This window comes from Ruminococcus sp. D54t1_190329_F1 (assembly GCF_015551645.1).
Lineage (GTDB): Bacteria > Bacillota > Clostridia > Lachnospirales > Lachnospiraceae > Blautia_A > Blautia_A faecis.
In genome coordinates this window covers 46,335-65,729 of record NZ_JADNDC010000023.1, presented here as the reverse complement: position 1 = coordinate 65,729, position 19,395 = coordinate 46,335, and the positions used below count along the sequence as shown (strand labels likewise).

12 protein-coding genes are annotated in these 19,395 nt (G+C 43.5%); all 12 read left to right on the top strand.

Annotated features, from left to right (window positions below; translation table 11 throughout):
• Nucleotide 1: 1 nt before the first annotated feature.
• The 12 genes from I2D69_RS11995 (at nucleotide 2) to I2D69_RS11940 (ending at nucleotide 19,281) form a co-directional block, all read left to right on the top strand.
• Complete coding sequence (locus I2D69_RS11995) at nucleotides 2-8,992, top strand: non-ribosomal peptide synthetase (protein ID WP_195379957.1); 8,991 nt, start codon at nucleotides 2-4, stop codon at nucleotides 8,990-8,992.
• Nucleotides 8,993-9,020: 28 nt separating this feature from the next.
• On the top strand, nucleotides 9,021-9,323 hold the full coding sequence (locus I2D69_RS11990) for an STAS domain-containing protein (RefSeq protein ID WP_118577945.1): 303 nt from the start codon (nucleotides 9,021-9,023) through the stop codon (nucleotides 9,321-9,323).
• A gap of 157 nt (nucleotides 9,324-9,480) precedes the next feature.
• The gene (locus I2D69_RS11985; protein WP_243243811.1) at nucleotides 9,481-10,071 is read left to right on the top strand and encodes a 4'-phosphopantetheinyl transferase superfamily protein; all 591 of its coding nucleotides are present in this window, start codon (nucleotides 9,481-9,483) and stop codon (nucleotides 10,069-10,071) included.
• Between the two features lie 222 nt (nucleotides 10,072-10,293).
• Nucleotides 10,294-10,443, top strand: a complete 150-nt coding sequence (gene rpmG / locus I2D69_RS11980) for a 50S ribosomal protein L33 (protein ID WP_117853039.1) — start codon at nucleotides 10,294-10,296, stop codon at nucleotides 10,441-10,443.
• Nucleotides 10,444-10,468: 25 nt separating this feature from the next.
• A complete protein-coding gene (secE, locus tag I2D69_RS11975) occupies nucleotides 10,469-10,693 on the top strand; it encodes a preprotein translocase subunit SecE (protein ID WP_173718538.1) in 225 nt (74 codons plus the stop codon).
• Nucleotides 10,694-10,709: 16 nt separating this feature from the next.
• On the top strand, nucleotides 10,710-11,225 hold the full coding sequence (gene nusG / locus I2D69_RS11970; RefSeq protein ID WP_173718537.1) for a transcription termination/antitermination protein NusG: 516 nt from the start codon (nucleotides 10,710-10,712) through the stop codon (nucleotides 11,223-11,225).
• A gap of 68 nt (nucleotides 11,226-11,293) precedes the next feature.
• Nucleotides 11,294-11,719: a 50S ribosomal protein L11 gene (gene rplK, locus I2D69_RS11965; protein ID WP_117852954.1), complete on the top strand. Its 426-nt coding sequence runs from the start codon at nucleotides 11,294-11,296 to the stop codon at nucleotides 11,717-11,719.
• A gap of 56 nt (nucleotides 11,720-11,775) precedes the next feature.
• On the top strand, nucleotides 11,776-12,468 hold the full coding sequence (gene rplA, locus I2D69_RS11960; protein ID WP_118577943.1) for a 50S ribosomal protein L1: 693 nt from the start codon (nucleotides 11,776-11,778) through the stop codon (nucleotides 12,466-12,468).
• Between the two features lie 465 nt (nucleotides 12,469-12,933).
• Nucleotides 12,934-14,103 carry a serine hydrolase gene (locus I2D69_RS11955; RefSeq protein ID WP_243243810.1) on the top strand — a complete coding sequence of 390 codons (1,170 nt, stop codon included), beginning with the start codon at nucleotides 12,934-12,936 and terminating at the stop codon, nucleotides 14,101-14,103.
• A gap of 33 nt (nucleotides 14,104-14,136) precedes the next feature.
• Nucleotides 14,137-14,850: a LytTR family DNA-binding domain-containing protein gene (locus I2D69_RS11950; RefSeq protein ID WP_195379955.1), complete on the top strand. Its 714-nt coding sequence runs from the start codon at nucleotides 14,137-14,139 to the stop codon at nucleotides 14,848-14,850.
• Entirely contained in the window at nucleotides 14,843-16,159 is a 1,317-nt protein-coding gene (locus I2D69_RS11945) for an ATP-binding protein (protein ID WP_195379954.1), read from the top strand. The genes I2D69_RS11950 and I2D69_RS11945 overlap by 8 nt, the downstream gene beginning before the upstream one ends.
• Nucleotides 16,160-16,329: 170 nt before the next feature.
• Nucleotides 16,330-19,281, top strand: a complete 2,952-nt coding sequence (locus I2D69_RS11940) for a glycoside hydrolase family 3 C-terminal domain-containing protein (RefSeq protein WP_195379953.1) — start codon at nucleotides 16,330-16,332, stop codon at nucleotides 19,279-19,281.
• The last annotated feature ends 114 nt before the right edge of the window (nucleotides 19,282-19,395 follow it).

Below are 19,395 nucleotides of genomic sequence, written 5' to 3'. Positions count from 1 at the left end.
AATGTCTGACATTAACGAAAAGAGCAATTTTGTTTTTGAATTTCAGCCTGTGACAAAGTTGTTTGAAGAGCAGGTGCGGCTTCATCCTGACAAATGTGCTGTAGCTTCCAGCAAGGAAAGCTTTACCTACGCACAGCTGAACGAAAGGGCAAACAGAATTGCAAATTCTCTTATTGAAAAAGGCGTTGGCTGTGAAAAAATCGTAGGTGTGGTACTGGAGCGCTGTTGTGACTTTTACGCAGTCCGTCAGGGTATTTTGAAGGCTGGTGGCGCATTTGCTGTTGCAGCCCCGGATTATCCCGATGACCGTGTGCAGTTCATTTTTGAAGATGCAGGAGTTCCCTTTATTATCACCACAAAGGAGATCGCGAAGGAGCGCCAGGAGCTGTTTTCCAAGCTTTCCTGTACGGTGCTTCTGCTTGAAGAACTGCTGGAAAATTCAAATGCCGGGAACCCGGATACCCAGATTAAGGAACATGATCTTTGCTACTGTATTTACACCTCCGGTTCTACTGGAAAACCAAAAGGTGTTATGATCGAGCATATCAACCTTGCCAATTTTGTAAATCCCAATCCAAAGAATGCAGAAACCTATGGCTATGTAAGCAGGGGAAGCGTTTCCCTTTCCATGGCAGCCATGACATTTGATGTTTCGGTGCTTGAGGAATTTCTCCCCCTCACCAATGGAATGACCGCAGTGATCGCAAGCGATGAAGAGATCCTGAATCCCATTATGTTTGGAGATTTAATTGTAAAAAATAAAGTGGATATTATGACCACAACTCCTACCTATCTTTCCAATATGATCGATCTGCCCCAGCTTCAGGAAGCAGCTGCCCAGATCAAGGTATTTGACGTAGGAGCAGAAGCATTCCCGCCTGCACTTTTTGACAAGATCCACGCAGTAAACCCGGATGCTTATATTATGAACGGCTATGGACCAACCGAGACCACCATCAGCTGTACCATGAAGGTGATCACCGACAGCAAAAATATTACCATCGGAGAGCCAAACGGCAACGTTCAGGTGTACGTGGTTGACAAAGAGAACAGGATTCTTCCGGACGGAGAGACAGGAGAGCTTGTAATTGCAGGTCTTGGTGTAGGTCGGGGCTATATCAATCTGCCGGAGAAAACAGCAGAAGTTTTCATCACTCTCAACGGCGAAAGAGCCTATAAAACAGGAGATCTTGCAAAGATCACTCCAGATGGTGAGATCGAATTTTTCGGAAGAATTGACAATCAGATCAAGCTTCGCGGTCTCAGAATCGAGCTTGGTGAGATCGAGGAGGTTGTTAACAGCTTCGAAGGAATCATCACCAGTATTACAGTACCGGTGGATAATAAATATCTTTGCTGCTACTTTATGGCAGACCGTGAGATCGATGTTGAAGCGCTTACCGCTTATGCGTCAGAATCCCTGGCTCATTACATGGTTCCGGATGTTTTCATCCAGCTGGAAAAAATGCCTTTAACACAGAATGGCAAAATTGACAAAAAAGCATTGCCCAAGCCGGTGGCGCAGCCCAGAAATCTGAAAGAGCCGGAAAATCCAATGCAGAAGAAGATTTTTGACATTGTGGCAAAAGTAGTAGAAAACGACTTCTTCGGAATCGACACCAGCTTTTATAAGGCCGGTCTTTCCTCCATCAGTGCAATGAAGCTCTGCGTCCTGATCTCAGAGGAATTTGGTGTTACCGTAAAAACAAGCGATATCCACGAGAACAATACCGTGGAGAAGCTGGAAAAATATGTCATGCTGGCGCCGAAGCTCAGAACCTACGAAAAGAGAGAGGTTTATCCTCTTACCGGTTCCCAGAAGGGTATTTTTGCAGAGTGCAGCAAAAATCCTGAGAGTACCGTATACAATATCCCCTTCCTTTTTGAACTGGATCCTGCAGTGGATACCCGGAAATTATCCGATGCAATTGCCAGAATGGTAAGTGCCCATTCCTACCTGCTCACACAGGTATATCTTGATGATAATGGGGAGATGGTACAGCGCCCTGGAAATGAGACATTTGTGCCGGAAGTGATCGAGACCACAAATGAGAAATTTGCCAGCCAGAAGGAAAGCCTTGTACGTCCGTTTAAGCTGGAAAAAGGACGTCTCCTTCGTGTGGCAATTTATGTGACAGAAGATAAGAAATACCTCTTTACAGATTTCCACCATATTATTGCTGACGGCAACTCTTATGATATCATTTTCGAGGATATCAATAAGGCCTATATGGGTGAAAAACTGGAAAAAGAGTCCTATACCGGATTTGATGCGGCTCTTGACGAAGAACAGCAGATGAAAGAGGGCAAATACAAAAAAGCCGAGAAATATTATGACAGTATTTTTGAAGGAATTGAAACGGAATCCCTCCCAATGCCAGACCTGAATGGAAAAGCTCCTGAAAAAGGTTATCTGGAGAAGACCATGGGTCTGAAAGAAGAGGCCATTCTTTCCTATTGCGAGAAGCTGGGTGTTACCCCGAATATTTTATTTACAGGTCTGTTCGGCATCCTTATGGCAAAATACTCCAATGCAGAGGATAGTCTGTTTTCCACGATTTATAATGGACGAAACGATTCCAGGCTTGAAAACACAGTCTGCATGCTGGTAAAAACCCTTCCTGTTTATTGCAAATTCGACCCGAAGACCACCGTACAGGCGTATATGGCAGAGCTTTCCGAGCAGATGCTGTCCTCCATGGCAAACGATATTTTCCCATTTTCCGATATCTGTGCAAAATATGGGCTGAATTCGGATCTTACATTTGCATACCAGGCAGAGCTCAGTGACGATTATCCAATCGGAGACACCATTGCCAGAGGCCACGATCTTTCCCTGGATATGGCGAAAATGCCTCTGCTGATCCAGGTAAGAGAGTACAACCACACTTATGTGCTTACAGCAGAATACCGAAGCGACATGTACAGCCAGGCCTTTATTGACGGAATTCTGGATTCCTATGAAGCTGCCATGAGCTCCATGCTGAAAACAAAATATGTTTCTGAAATCTCTGTGATCTCTCAGAGTGGGGTAAACAAGATCGCAGAATTCAATCATACAGAAAACGAATTTGACAGAAGCAAAACCATTTCTGACATGTTCGCTGAATTGGCAGAGACCATTCCGGACCACACAGCAGTGGTATTTAAAGACCGGAAATATACATACAAAGAACTGGACGAGCTCAGCGACAGACTTGGAAAATATATTGCATCCCAGGGAATCGGCAGGGAGGATGTAGTCTCCATTCTGATCCCCCGCTGCGAATACATGGCCATCGCACCAATGGGCGTAATCAAAGCCGGTGCAGCATACCAGCCTCTTGATCCTACATATCCGAAAGACCGTCTGATGTACATGCTGGAAGATTCTGCTGCGAAGCTTTTGATTGCAGACAGAGAGCTTCTGCCACTGGTAGACGGCTATCAGGGACCTGTTTTATTTACAGATGAGATTCCGCAGCTGGAAGACCGTGATGTGGAACTTAAGAAGCCAGAGCTTCATGATCTGTTTATTTTACTGTACACCTCCGGCTCCACTGGTGTGCCCAAAGGCTGTATGCTGGAATATGGAAATATCACTGCATTCTGCCACTGGTACAAAAAGTATTACCATGTAGATCACAGCTCCAAAATAGCAGCTTATGCGTCCTTTGGTTTTGATGCTTCCATGATGGACATTTACGGTGCAATTGCAAACGGTGCAGAGCTTCACATTATTCCGGAAGAAATCCGTCTTGATTTCATTGCACTTCAGCGTTATTTTGAAGAGAATGGCGTTACCCATTCCTTTATGACTACACAGGTGGGAAGACAGTTTGCAATGGAAATGAGCTGCGAGAGCCTGCAATATCTTTCCATAGGCGGAGAGAAGCTTGTTCCTATGGAGCCGCCGAAGGATTATAGATTCTTTAATGCTTATGGCCCTACAGAGTGTACAATTTTTACAACCATATTTGAAGTAGATAAGTACTATTCCAACATTCCAATTGGAAAGGCACTTGATAACTTCAAGCTTTATATAGCCGATAAGTTTGGTCATCTGCTTCCATACGGTGCCTGCGGTGAACTGATGATTTCCGGATGGCAGGTTTCCAGAGGTTATCTGAATAAACCGGAGAAAACTTCGGAAGTTTATACGAAGAATATTTATGACGATGCAGAAGGCTATGAAGTCCTGTATCATTCCGGTGATGTTGCCAGATATCTTCCAGATGGAAATATCCAGATCATTGGAAGAAAAGACTCCCAGGTTAAGGTCAGAGGCTTTCGAATTGAGCTTTCCGAGGTTGAGGAGGTCATAAGAAGATACGAAGGCATAAAGGATGCGACCGTAGTAGCTTTTGATGATCCTAATGGCGGTGGAAAATACATTGCAGCTTATGTAGTATCTGACAGTCAGGTTGACATAAATAAGCTGAATGATTTCATCAAAGAAACCAAGCCTCCATATATGGTTCCGGCAGTTACCATGCAGATCGACAAGATTCCGCTGAATCAGAACCAGAAGGTAAACAAAAAAGCCCTTCCACTGCCAGAGCGAAAAGTGGAAGAAATCGTGAAACCGAAGAATGAGACCCAGCAGAAGCTGTTTGACTGTATTGCTGAGGTTCTTGGCTATACCGAATTCGGCATTACCACAGATATTTACGAGGCAGGACTGACCTCTATCACTGCTATTAAGCTGAATATTCTTATTTCCAAAGCTTTTGACATTGTGATAAAAACATCTGACATCAAGGATCACCCAACCATTCAGATGTTAGAGGGCTTTGTGAAGACTGCCGGAAAAGAAACCAAGAGGGAAATCCAGGAAAATTATCCTCTCACCAATACCCAGGAGGGAATTTTCATCGAGTGTACAGCCAATATGGGATCCACCATTTACAACATCCCATATCTTCTGAAGCTTGATAAAAAGGTTGACCTGGATAAGCTGGCAGAAGCAATTGACAGCACCGTTGCAGCTCATCCTTACCTGAAAACCCGTCTCTTTATGAGCGACGAGGGAGAAGTCCTTCAGAAACGTGATGATGCTTTAACCTATAAGACGCAGATTATAAATGGAATGAACCGGGAAACTCTGGTTCGTCCGTACATGCTGTTTAATGAACAGCTTTTCCGCTTTGAAATTCACAGAACCTGTGATGGAAATTATCTGTTCCTTGACATTCATCATATTGTTGCAGACGGTACCTCCCTTGGCATTATCCTGAACGACATTAACAGGGCTTACAGCGGAGAAAAGCTGGAAGTGGAAGAGTATACTTCCTATGATCTGGCCCTTGATAACAGGGATGCTCTGGCAAGTGATGCTTATAAGAATGCAGAGAACTACTATAAATCCGTTTTTGAAAATGCGGGCGGAAGCATCAACTTCTATCCGGACAAGAGCGGAGCAGCTCCAACCGCAGAGATGTATCACCGTGAGACCAGTGAGTTCTCCGTACAGGATGTGAAGGCATTCTGTAAGAAGCACGGAATTACAGAGAATGTATTCTTTATCTCTGCCTTTGGTATTACTCTTGGAAAATACAATTTCAGGAAGGATGCGGTATTTACCACTATTTACCACGGCAGAAACGATTCCAGACTTTCCGATACCGTGGGTATGCTGGTAAAGACTCTTCCTGTTTACTGTGATTTCTCAGGAAGCACTGCGGATTGCCTGAATGCTGTCCAGCAGCAGCTGATTAATTCCATGAACAACGATATTTATCCGTTCTCCCAGATCAGCCATGAGTTCAACATCAAGGCAGATGCCATGGTGATCTATCAGGGCGACAACTTCGCCTTTGATAATATCGGCGGGGAATATGCGCAGGAAGAACCTGTTCAGCTGAATGCGGCAAAGGCACCTGTTTCCATCAGTATTTCAATTGAGAGAAATAAGTTTGTCTTTGAGATTGAGTACAGAGGCGACATGTACAACGAGGAAACCATCAAATACCTTGCAGATAACCTGGAAACAACGGCAGATGGAATCCTGAGAGAATACGAGCCTGCAGACATCAGACTGATGTTTGAGGAAGAGACCAAAATGGAAGATGATCCTTCCCATGCCGGAAAGACTTTTGTAGACCTGTTCAGGGAAGCTGTTGCAAAATATCCGGACAGACCGGCGGTAAGAGATGGAATGGGCGAGCTTACCTATAAAGAACTGGATCATATGTCTGATTATGTTGCTCAGAAGCTTACGGAAAATGGCTTTGGCAGGGAAAAGGTTGCAGGTATTTTGTGCGGAAGAACAAAGGAATATGCCGTAGCTTATATCGGTGTTATGAAAGCCGGCGGCGCGTATGTTCCACTGGATCCGGAATATCCGCAGAGCAGAATCGAGTACATGCTGAAGGATTCCGAGGCAGAAAACCTGCTTGTAATAGACCGTTACCGCAGTCTGGTAGGCTTCTATGACCAGAATGTGATCAGCCTGGATGACGTGGCAGCAGAATCCAAAGACTTTGCACTTTCTGTAGAGCTTACAGCTCCGAAACCAGAGAACCTGGCTTACATGATCTACACCTCCGGTTCCACCGGAAAACCAAAAGGCGTTATGCTTGAACAGCGGAACCTGCTGAACCTGATCGAGTATATCCTTATGACAAGAAAACTGACACCCGATGATATTGTGGCAGAGTTTGCAAGCTTCTGCTTCGATGCATCCGTGATCGACCTGTTTGCTCCGCTTACTGCAGGTGCGGTACTGTACATTTTGCCAGAGAGCATACGAAAAGATGCAGTTGCTGTTGGAAAATTCATAAAAGAAGAAAAAATTACCACAGCTACCTTCCCAACCCAGATGGGCGAGCTGGTTGCAGAGCTTCTTGACGACGCTCCGAGCCTGAAATTTGTTACCCTGGGTGGTGAGAAGTTCAAATATTACCGGGATAGAACCTACCAGATGATCAATGGATACGGTCCCACAGAGAATACCGTTTCATCTACAGAGTTCCTGGTTGACAAACAGTACGACAACATCCCGATCGGTAAGTCACAGCGGAATATCCGCAGCTATATTGTGGACGAAAATATGAAACGGCTTCCAGTGGGCGCGTCTGGTGAGCTTTGCCATGCCGGACGTCAGATCGCAAGAGGATATCACAATCTTCCTAAGAAGACGGCTTCCGTATTTGTGGAAAATCCGTTCTCCGTATGCGAAGAGGACAAACGTCTTTACAGAACCGGTGATATGGTCCGCATGAAAGGTGACGGAAATATTGAATATATCGGAAGAATCGATTCTCAGGTAAAAATCAGAGGATATCGTATCGAGCTTGGTGAGATCGAGGGTGCCCTTCTGAAGCATGATCTGGTGAAGAATGCGGCTGTTATTGTAATTGAAAAAGGTGGAAACAAATATATCACAGCTTATTATACTGGTGAAACCATTCCGGAAGATGAGCTGAAGCTGTTCCTGAACCCGCTGATTCCGGATTACATGATGCCGTCCTTCTTTGTCCATCTTGAGAAAATGCCGGTGACTCCTGGCGGAAAGATCGACAAAAAGGCACTTCCGGTACCAGAAGTAACCACCACAGCAAGCACAGCCTATGTGGAGCCTGTTACTGCTGTCCAGATTAAACTTTGCGAGATATTTGAAAAAGCACTTGGCATTGAAAAAGTAGGAATTGAGGATAACTTCTTCGAACTTGGAGGCTCCTCACTTACTGCATCAAAAGTTGCTGTTATGTGCCTTTCCAAGAATATTTCCATTGTATATGCGGACATTTTCAAATATCCGACCATCCGTGAGCTTTCTGCAATCGTGGATAACAGTGAGGCATTTGAAAATCCGCAGAGTGAGAACGAATTCTCCAGCTACAATTATAACCGGATCCAGAGCGTGATTAGCGGAAATGTGGAAGAAAACGTAAACCAGGTGACAAAGGAAGAAATTGGTGATATCATGATCACAGGTGCAACCGGCTTCCTGGGAATTCATGTTCTGAAGGCTTACCTGGATAATTATGACGGTAAGGTTTACTGTCTGGTACGTAAGGGTAAATATGAGTCCATGGAGAAACGAATGATGCATATGCTGATGTATTACTTCGATAATCCATGCCAGGAACTGTTTGGCGAGCGTATTATCTGTGTGGACGGCGATATTACCTCGAAAGAACAGGTGGAGAAATTTGCAGATTACAAATTTAACACCATTATTAACTGTGCAGCCTGCGTAAAGCATTTTGCTGCTGGTGATGTACTGGAGAAGATAAATGTACACGGAGTGGAAAATCTGATTGAATTCTGTAAAAATAACGGACGCAGACTGATCCAGATTTCTACTGTTTCTGTTGCCGGAGAAGGTTCCGATGGTGTTCCGCCAATGTCCAGAGTCTTTAATGAAAACGATCTGTATATTGGACAGAACATCACAAATGAATACATCCGCACAAAATTTCTTGCAGAGAGAGCTGTACTGGAAGCTGTTTCCAGTGGGCTTGACGGAAAGGTTATCCGTGTAGGAAATCTGATGAGCCGAAATTCAGATGGTGAATTCCAGATCAACTTTATTACAAACGGATTCCTGCGAAGTCTGAGAGGATATGAGGCAGTTGGTAAATTCCCAATTGGGGCTATGCACGAAGTTACAGAATTTTCACCAATTGATTCTACTGCACTTGCAGTGTTGAGACTGGTACAGACAGACCGGAGATTTACCGTATTCCACGCCTGCAACAGCCACCATATCTATATGGCGGATCTGATCTATGCAATGCGGAGCCATGGATTTGACATTGACATTGTAAGTGATGAAGAGTTTGAGGCTGCAGTAAAAGAATTTGCAAAGAACAGTGATGATTCGGATGTTGTTTCCGGACTGATCGCGTATACGGCTCATAATGAAAATGAGATCTATACCCTGGATTACAGCAACCGGTTTACAGCACAGGTTCTTTACAGACTGGATTATAAGTGGCCGGTTACAGATGACAGATATCTGGAAAGCGCTATTGAGGCACTTGACAGACTTGCATTCTTTGATTGATTTACGCAACTTAAAGGAGGAAATTGTAATGGAAATTGTAAGTAAGACAGAGGGCAGCAAGGTAACTATGGAGATTACAGGATGGCTTGACACCCAGACTGCACCGCAGCTGGAAAAGGAGCTGTCAGCACTTGATCCTGGCACAACAAGCCTGGTATTTGACTTTGCAAACCTGGAATATATCTCTTCCGCCGGACTTCGTCTGGTAATTGCCGCTTATAAGAAGATGGCAGGCAAGGAAGGCTTCAGGATTGTAAATGTTTCTGATGAAGTGTACGATGTTTTCAGCCTTACCGGATTTGACCAGAAGATCAATATTGAGAAAAAATAAAGGTTGAATTCGTACATGGCGAAGCGTATTGCTGTGATTGGAGTGAACAGTAATCTGTCTGGAGTAGACATAGGGAATCCACGGTTACTATCCGGTTCTTTTATAGTAAGAAATGATAAAATTATATAGAATCAATATCAATACTCTTGAGGATCCCTTGCAGAATGAAAACGTTTTGGAACAAGTTGGACCAGAGAGGAGAAAAAAGGTCATCCGGTATCTTCAGCCGGATGACCGCAAAAGAAGTCTGGGCGCAGGAATTATGATCCGGAAGATCCTGAATGGGAACGGACTTTCCGAAAGCAGCCTGAAATATTCCGAAAACGGGAAGCCTTTGGCGGACCATCTCCATTTTAATATCTCCCATGCTGGAGACTATGTGGTAGGAGTAGTGTCGGATGGTGAAGTGGGATGCGACATTGAGCGGAATGTCAATGCGCCTCTGGAAATTGCGGAGCATTATTTCTATTCAGCAGAGCGGAAATATATAGAAGCTGCTTCAGACCCGGGCAAAGCTTTTTTTACACTTTGGACGTTAAAAGAGAGCTATATGAAAATGACAGGCAGGGGAATGAGCCTTCCGCTTGATTCTTTCGAGATCATTAGAAAAGATCAAGGCTTTGTTCTGGGAAAATCACCAGAAAGACCAGGCTTTTTCAGGACAATGGAATTTGAGGATTATATTTTCTCAGTGTGCATGGAAAGTGATTTTTCTTTGCCGTCCAAGGGCTTTACAGAGCTTCTGTGACACTACTGCCTTTTGTTGCTATCCAGCATGGATTGGAGCTCATTTTTAGTCAAAAAATCCTTAAGAATTATATACAAAAGACTTGACGGATATGTCCGCTGTGTGGTAAACTGTACAAGCGACATGGAAGTTAGGTCTTTTTTTTATGCCGAAAAACGGTGGCGGATACACCGAAAAGGCTGATTTAAGACCATGCAAATGAAAACACTGGAGGTGGAAGTTGTGCGCGTTAGGATTACATTAGCATGTACAGAGTGCAAGCAGCGTAACTACAATATGACCAAGGAGAAAAAGAACCATCCTGAGAGAATGGAAACCAAGAAATATTGTAAGTTCTGCCAGAGACACACAATGCACAAGGAAACAAAATAGTCACTTTAGATTGTGAGGTTAGGCTATGCAAGAAAAAGAAAAATCTGCAGGCAAGACCGCCAAGGCTAAGGAGCCGAAGAAATCCTGGTTCCAGGGGCTGAAGGCAGAGTTCAACAAAATTGTCTGGACAGACCGCGATACACTGATGAAACAGTCAGTTGTTGTTATTGTCATAACCGTAATTCTCGGTGTGATCATCAGTGTGATGGATGCAGGCATTCTGGAATGCATTAATCTTTTAATCAAATAAGGACAAAGGTGATTGTATGTCAGAAGCAAAATGGTACGTTGTCCATACCTATTCCGGTTATGAGAACAAGGTAAAGGCCAACATTGAGAAGACAATTGAAAACCGACATCTTGAGGATCAGATTCTGGAAGTACGGGTTCCTCTGGAAGACGTTGTGGAGATGCGTAATGGTGTTTCCAAGCAGGTTCAGAGAAAAATGTTCCCAAGCTATGTTCTTATCAACATGGTCATGAACGACGATACCTGGTATGTTGTCCGGAATACCCGTGGAGTGACTGGGTTTGTTGGTCCGGGATCCAAGCCTGTACCGCTCACAGAAGAGGAAATGAAGCCGCTGGGCATCAAAGATGAGACTGTCCGCGTTGATTTCGTCGAGGGCGATACTGTTGTTGTAACAGGCGGAGCCTGGAAAGAGACTACAGGCGTTGTGACTGCCATCAATCCGCAGAAGCAGCTTGTAACGATCAATGTAGAGATGTTTGGACGCGAAACACCGGTTGTAATCAGTTTCGCAGAAGTTCAGAAAATGTAACAGACAAAGGTAACACAATATCGTGGGAGGGACATACCCCCGCCAATACCACATAGGAGGTGCCGAAAATGGCAAAGAAAGTAACAGGATATATCAAATTACAGATTCCCGCTGGTAAAGCAACTCCAGCACCACCTGTAGGTCCGGCTCTTGGACAGCACGGTGTAAATATCGTTCAGTTTACAAAAGAGTTCAATGCGAGAACAGCAGATCAGGATGGTATGATCATTCCTGTAGTAATCACTGTTTATGCAGATAGAAGTTTCAGCTTCATAACCAAAACTCCGCCGGCTGCAGTTCTTCTTAAGAAAGCTGCAAACATTAAATCCGGTTCCGGCGTACCGAACAAAACAAAAGTTGCTAAAGTTACAAAGGCTCAGGTTGAGGAGATCGCTCAGCTTAAGATGAAAGACTTAAATGCAGCATCCATCGAAGCAGCAGCAAGCATGATTGCTGGTACTGCAAGAAGTATGGGAATTGAAGTAGTTGATTAATCACAAATAGTAAGTGGGAGGGCTTTTCCCCGCAAATACCACAGGAGGTTATAGAAATGAAACGAGGAAAGAAATACGTGGAAGCTGCTAAGGCAGTTGACCGCGCAACATTATACGATACTAATGAAGCTATCAGCTTAGTTAAAAAAGCTGCTGTTGCCAAATTTGACGAGACTATCGAAGTTCATATCCGCACAGGCTGCGATGGACGTCATGCAGATCAGCAGATCCGTGGTGCAGTAGTTCTGCCACACGGTACAGGTAAAACTGTTCGTGTTCTTGTATTCGCTAAGGATGCAAAAGCTGAGGAAGCTAAGGCAGCAGGTGCTGATTTCGTTGGCGCTGAGGACCTTATTCCGAAGATCCAGAACGAGGGATGGCTTGACTTCGACGTTGTTGTAGCAACTCCGGATATGATGGGTGTTGTTGGACGTCTTGGTCGTGTACTTGGACCGAAAGGTTTAATGCCTAACCCGAAGGCTGGTACTGTAACTATGGATGTTACAAAGGCTATCAATGATATCAAAGCTGGTAAGATTGAGTATCGTCTTGACAAATCAAACATTATCCATGTGCCGATCGGTAAAGCTTCCTTTACTGAGGAGCAGTTAAGCGACAACTTCCAGACGCTGATTGGAGCTATTGTAAAGGCTAGACCTAGCACACTGAAAGGACAGTATTTAAAGAGCGTTGTTATTGCTCCGACAATGGGTCCTGGAGTGAAGATCAACCCGATCAAATTAGCTTAATAGATGAGAATGAAGAGCACTCACCGCGAGGTGGGTGCTTTTTGCGTTGTGGGGTGAGGTACGCCGGGGGATGGTGCTGGGGCCGGGGGCTGGTGGCGGAACCTTGCAGGGTCTAAGAGGGCTGGTGGTTACTAAGAGCGCCCAAAGATAAGGACAAACTCGCTCCGTTGGAGCTCAGACAGTGTCCTTATCTTTGGGCAACGTAACCACCAGCCCTCTAAGTCCCTGCAAGAACCCGCCACGAAGTCCCCGGCCCCAGCACCATCCCCCGGCTGTGTATTCAAGGCGGGAAAGAGTGTAGGAGGGACGCGGACGCTGCGCTGCGCTGGTGGAGGAGGGTGTGATGGAAAGAGAGAACGCTGCGTTGGTGGTAGAGGTAGGCGGTTATAGGAAAATTAAAGAATGGTGTGATAGGATGGGATGGTGTATAATGTAGGAATAGATGAGAAAGGTGGTGCTTTGCGGATGGCAGAGTATAGAGATAGAGGGGATAGACGGACTGGCAGGTTGGAAGATGAAAGCAATCAGGCTGGAAATAAAGACAGATCAAGGGAAAGTGTCCGAAGAGGGAATATGGGGAGCGTAACAAGAGGCGGCCAAAGAGGAAATACGGATAGAGCAGCGACTGGAAGCCGGGGAGAAAATAGGGCTAGGAGAAATGGAAGCGGTAGCAGGAGTCAGCGTAAGAGACTGCAGAGGCGCAGGATGGTGGTTAGTGCGCTGATTGAGATTCTGATCCTGGTGTTGCTGGCGGGGGCTTTTTGCTGGAACAGGGGGCTGGGGGCGAAGGTTTCGGGGTTCCTGGGGAGGTTTGATGGGCCGCCGGTGAAGGAGCTGGATGTAACGGGAGTAAATAGCTCTAATGTGGTTTTGATGGATGTGAAGAGTGGCAGGGTGATCGGGGATCTGAATGGAGAGGAACGGATTTATCCGGCTTCTATGACAAAGATCATGACGGCGATTGTGGCGTTGGAAGCATTTTCGGATTTGGACGGTGAGATCACACTTAGCGATGATATTTTTTATGCATTGGATGGACAGGACGCTACACAGGCTGGGTTCCGGCCAGGGGAAAGTGTGAGGGTGCGGGATCTGGTTTATGGGGCGATGTTGCCGTCTGGAGCAGAGTGTTGTCTGGCATTGGCCGATGCGGTATCTGGATCGGAGGAGGCTTTTGTGCAAAGGATGAACCAGAAGGCGAAATCCATAGGAATGAAAGAGTCCCATTTTATGGACTGTACAGGACTCCATGACCCGGAACATTATAGTACGACTTATGATATTGCACTGCTGCTGAAATACGCGTTACATAATGATACATTCCGGGACGTGATCGAGAGCCATTTTCATTCCACTCCGGCGACTAATGTACATCCGGATGGAATTACCTATTATAGCACCATGTTTAAAAATATGTCGGATACTACGGTTACTGGCGGTGAAATCCTGGGAGGGAAAACGGGATACACGTCTGAAGCAGGACACTGTCTGGCAAGCTTTGCCCAGATCTATGACAGAGAATATATTCTAGTAACCGCGGGCGCTCCGGCGGATGCTACAGGAGTACCACATCTGTTAGATGCAAAAACAATTTATAACAGGCTTGGGGAAGCTGTGGCGGCGAAGCAAGGCTGAATGTGATGAGCCTGCTGAGGGGAAGGAGACAAAATGATTCATGTAGCGATAGTAGAAGATGAGGAAAAATATAGAGAACAATTGGTTGATTTCCTTTCCAGATATAGCAGAGAAAGGGAAATTGCCATACAGAGCAGATGCTATTGTGATGGAATTGATGTTTTAGATGAATATGCAAAACAGTTTCAAGTCATTTTGCTGGATATCCGTATGAAACATATTGACGGAATGGAAACTGCAAGAAAAATCCGAGAAAAAGATAAAGCGGTTATTATCATTTTTATTACAAACATGGCAGAGTACGCCATACAGGGATATGACGTAGAAGCCAGAGGCTTCATTCTGAAACCAGTGCGCTATAGACTGTTTTCACAACAGATGGACAGGGCATTAAGGGAACTGGAAAGTAAAAAGGTGGAATACCTGTCTTTACAGTTTCCTACGGGAGTTCGGAATGTAGGTTTGAAAGATATTTTTTATATGGAAAACAGAGAACATTATCTTCACATTCATTTGGAACACGAAATTATTACGTTTTACTGTACAATTAAGGAAATGGAAAAAAGACTGGAGGGGAAGCCTTTTTTTCGTTGCAATAGTGGTTTGATCGTAAATCTTGCAAAAGTTCAGAGTGTGAGAAACAATGAGATTCAGATACATGGCGAAACACTGACCGTAAGCAGATCCAGGAAAAAAGAGTTTATGGAGCTTCTGACGGAGTATATGGGAGAGGGAGAATATGTTTAAAGCGGGACTGCCGGGACTTCCAAGGTTAATTACAGCATTGGCACAGTGGCTGGGAATTACAGTAATGATATTGTTACTGGAAAAAAGAAAATCTAAGATTTATTCTATATTAGGAACGTTGTTGTCTGGAATAATGATTCTGGTACTGAATTTTGTAATTGTAACCTGGCTGCAGAGAAATACTGTTGAGTGGATCGTAGATATGGTGATCAGTGTCTGCTTTATGATTCTATGTATATGGGTGATTTGTGAGGTGGATTTTTTCAGTGCGGTAGGCTACGGAATGGTCGGCTTTGTTGCCGGTGAATTAGCAGCATCAGCGGAATGGCTGTTAAGTTACTGGCTTATAGGTGGAGATACTTTGTTGAATGTGGAAGCAATGGTTATATTGATTATTTCTTTTGGGGGGATGTATGGGCTTTTTTATTATTTGGAACAAAGAATTTCAGAGCATTTTACACGTATGGAAAGACGGCAGACTCTGATATTTGTTCTAGTTGCATTGCTTGCAATGATTGTTGGAAATCTGGGTTTTTACCGTGTAAACTATCGTACAACAGTGGAAATAGATGCAGGAATGATTCTGGCAGTTGTCAGAACTTTAGTAGATTTTGGAGCGATTGCTGTAATTCTTTTTCTTCAACGTAGCTGGCAGGAAGAAAACGTGAAGAAAGAACTGACAGCTATTAATCATATGCTGAATCTTCAGTACAGACAATATCTGGATTTCAAAATGAATACAGAGTATATCAGCCGTCAGTGCCATGATCTGAAACATCAGATTGCTGCACTTCGAAATGCCTGCTCGCCGGAAGAAAGGGAGTCCTATCTGAAAGAACTGGAAGCGGCAGTACAGCAGTACGATTCACAGAAAGTAACGGGGAATGCAGTTTTGGATTCGATTTTGACACAGAAACAGATGCAGTGCGCGCAGAAAAATATACAGTTTATCTGTAATGCGGATGGAAGGCTTCTACAGAATCTGGCAGTACGTGATATCAGCAATATTTTTGGTAATATTATAGACAATGCTATGGAGTGTGTTGCGAAATATGAAGAGGAAGAGGATAGGATCATTCAGGGAGCAGTGTATCAGAAAAATCAGTTTCTGATTATTCGTTTTGAAAATTGTTGCTATGAACAATTGAAATTTAAAAAAGGTATTCCGGTGACTACAAAAGAGGATAAGACAAGACATGGATATGGCGTCACCAGTATTATTTATACAGTGAAAAAATACAATGGTCATGTTCAAATCAAATGTGAAGATAATTGGTTTGTAATAAAAGTGTTGATACCAATTATGTAAGGAGAATGTCAAAATAGGTAAAATTTTTCTGCACCATATAAAATTATGTTATGGTCTCCCTTGTGAATTTTTACAGCTGCTAGAGCAAAAAACACACAGTTAAAGTAAAGTAAGACAATGTGTTTTGGGAAGATCTGCGGCTTATAGAAAAACAAGGGAGGAAAAAAGAAATGACTTTTAGTACAGAAGATGTGAAAATGGTCCTGAGTACAATTTCAGGATACCTGATTGTATTGGCAGTTCTTCTGGTTGTTGCAATTGCAGTTGCAGTAACAGTCCGCAAAATGGATAAGCTAAAGAAATGTCTGATCAGATGGCAGGCGCTGTTTGCATGGCTGCTGGCTGTAGTAGTGTGTGTAAACACAATTTGTTTCGGTGTTTATGGAGATACCTTGAATGCAGCTCTGGCTGAGAAAAAGGATATTTCAGAAGAAGCAAAAGAAGCATCTAGAAATACCGTGCAGGAGACGGCGGAGGAAGGAATCGTTCTGGCAAAGAATGAAGATAAAGTGCTTCCTGTTACAGATGTAAAAAAATTGAATGTATTTGGATGGGCTTCAACAAATCCGATTTATGGCGGATCCGGATCAGGAGCCTCTGATTCTTCAACTTCTGTATCGTTATTGCAGGGACTTGAAAATGCAGGATTTGAGTTAAACACAGAATTGACAGATTTTTATAAAAATTATGCCGATGCAAGGCCAGAAGCTGGTACCTCGGTACAGGATTACACTCTGCCAGAGCCTACAGCAGATGCATATAGTGAGGAAATGCTGGCAAATGCGAAGGATTTTTCTGATTACGCAGTAGTGGTGGTAGCTCGTGTCAGCGGAGAATGTTTTGATCTTCCGACGGATATGTATGAAGTGATCCATAACGATAGTTTTGATCCGGATAATCAGTCTATTGCAGAAAATGGAACCTATACCAATAATGGAGATTATGACGATTTTGAAAAAGGGCAGTCTTATCTGACATTGGATAAAACAGAACAGGATATGGTGGCTCTTGTATGCAAAAATTTTGATAATGTAATTGTTGTATATAATGGTGCAAACACCATGGAGATGAACTGGACAGATAAGTATCCGCAGATTAAAGGTGTACTTCTTTGTCCTGGTGCTGGAAGTACAGGATTTAATGCTCTTGGAGAAATTATTTCCGGTGAAGTAAATCCAAGTGGTAAAACAGTAGATACATGGGTGAAAGATTTAACACAGACTCCGTATTTTAATAATATTGGAGATTTTACCTATGACAACATCCAGGATTATGTAGCTGAGATTATTGCAGCAGATAATGGCTCTCTTCAGCCTGGAACTTTTGTAGATTACAATGAGAATATATATGTGGGATACAAATTTTACGAAACGGCAGCTGAGGAAGGACTGATCGATTATGATGCCCTTGTGCAGTATCCATTCGGTTATGGGCTTTCTTATACCAAGTTTTCTCAGAAAATGGGAGAGATCCAGGAAGATGAAAATGGAAATATTACGTTTGATGTAACGGTAACAAATGAAGGAGACACAGCAGGAAAGGATGTTGTAGAAGTATATTATAATCCTCCGTATACGAACGGTGGTATTGAAAAAGCTTCTGCAAATCTGATTCAGTTTGAAAAAACCAATCTGCTTCAGCCAGGAGAGAGTCAGACTATAACGGTTTCTTTCAGCCGCGATGATATGGCCTCTTTCGACAGCTATGAAAATCAGTGCTATGTACTTGAAAAAGGTGATTATAAAATCAGCCTTCGTTCAGATTCCCATAATGTACTGGATGAGAAGACTTACAAGGTATCTGACACGGTTATATATGATGAAAGCAATCCAAGAGGATCTGATGATACAGCAGCTGTAACACGTTTTGCAGATGTAGAGGGCGATGATAGCTGTGATATTACTTATCTTTCACGAAAAGACAGCTTTGCAAATTATAAAGAAGCAACAGCTGCTCCATCTGAAAAGCAGCACACTATGAGTGATGAGCTTCTTGCAACTTATGTTTCAAATGCAAATTATGATGGAACAGTTTATAATAATGATTCAGATGAAATGCCTGTTACCGGAGCTAAGAATAATGTGAAACTAGCAGACTTGAGAGGTTTGGATTATGAAGATCCAAAGTGGGATGATCTGCTTGATGAGCTGACTTATGATGAAATGGAAAATATGATCGAATTTGGTGGCTGGCATACAGCGGCAATCAAATCTATCGATAAAATTGCGACTGCAGAATGTGACGGACCAGCAGGTGTTAACAACTTTATGACACAGCATTATGGAACCTCATATTGTGTGGAGGTAATGCTTGCACAGACCTGGAGTAAAGAAATTGCTGAGAAATTTGGTGAAGCAATGGGACAGGAATATGCAGATATTGATAACTACGGCTGGTATGGACCTGCTATGGACACACACCGTTCAGCATTTGGTGGACGAAATTTTGAGTATTATTCAGAAGATGGTGTGCTTGGTGGCTATATTGGTGCAGCTGAAATTAATGGTGCCGCAACAAAAGGCGTGTATGCATATCTGAAACATTTTGCATTGAACGACCAGGAAATTAATACCAGGGAAATGCTCTGTACCTGGACGACCGAACAGGCAATGCGTGAAATTTATCTGAAACCATTTGAACTGGCTATAAAGAATTTTGAAGGAACAAGCATTGGTGTTATGGTTGCGTTTAACTTTGTTGGAACAACATGGGTTGGGGCAAGTAAGCCATTGATGACAGAAGTTCTTCGTGACGAATGGGGATTCCGTGGAGCTGCGATTACAGACTATTTTGGCGGATATGGTTATCAGAATGCAGATGCTGGTGTACGTGCAGGAACTGATCTGATGTTAAATATGGTCAGCCAGTTTGCACATATTACAGACAAGAGTGCTACTATGACAAAAGCTCTTCGCCAGGCATCTAAAAATATTTTGTATACGGTAGTGAACAGTGGTGCTTATACAGAGCAGGCATATCAGAACGCAACAAAGATGCCTGCATGGAGAAAAACATTTATCACAGTGGATGTGATTCTGGGAGCACTTCTGGTTGCTGCGGAAATTGCAGTAGTTATGAATTATAGAAAAAAGAAGAGAGAACAGGGAAATAAAGAAAAATAATAGTTACTGGTTTCGGCGTGAACAGTAACAAATAATATCCTGCAAATGAGCAGCATAAAAAAGAAAGCTTGATTTTTTTTAATTCCGGCAGACAGATGGGAAATGTTACAGGTT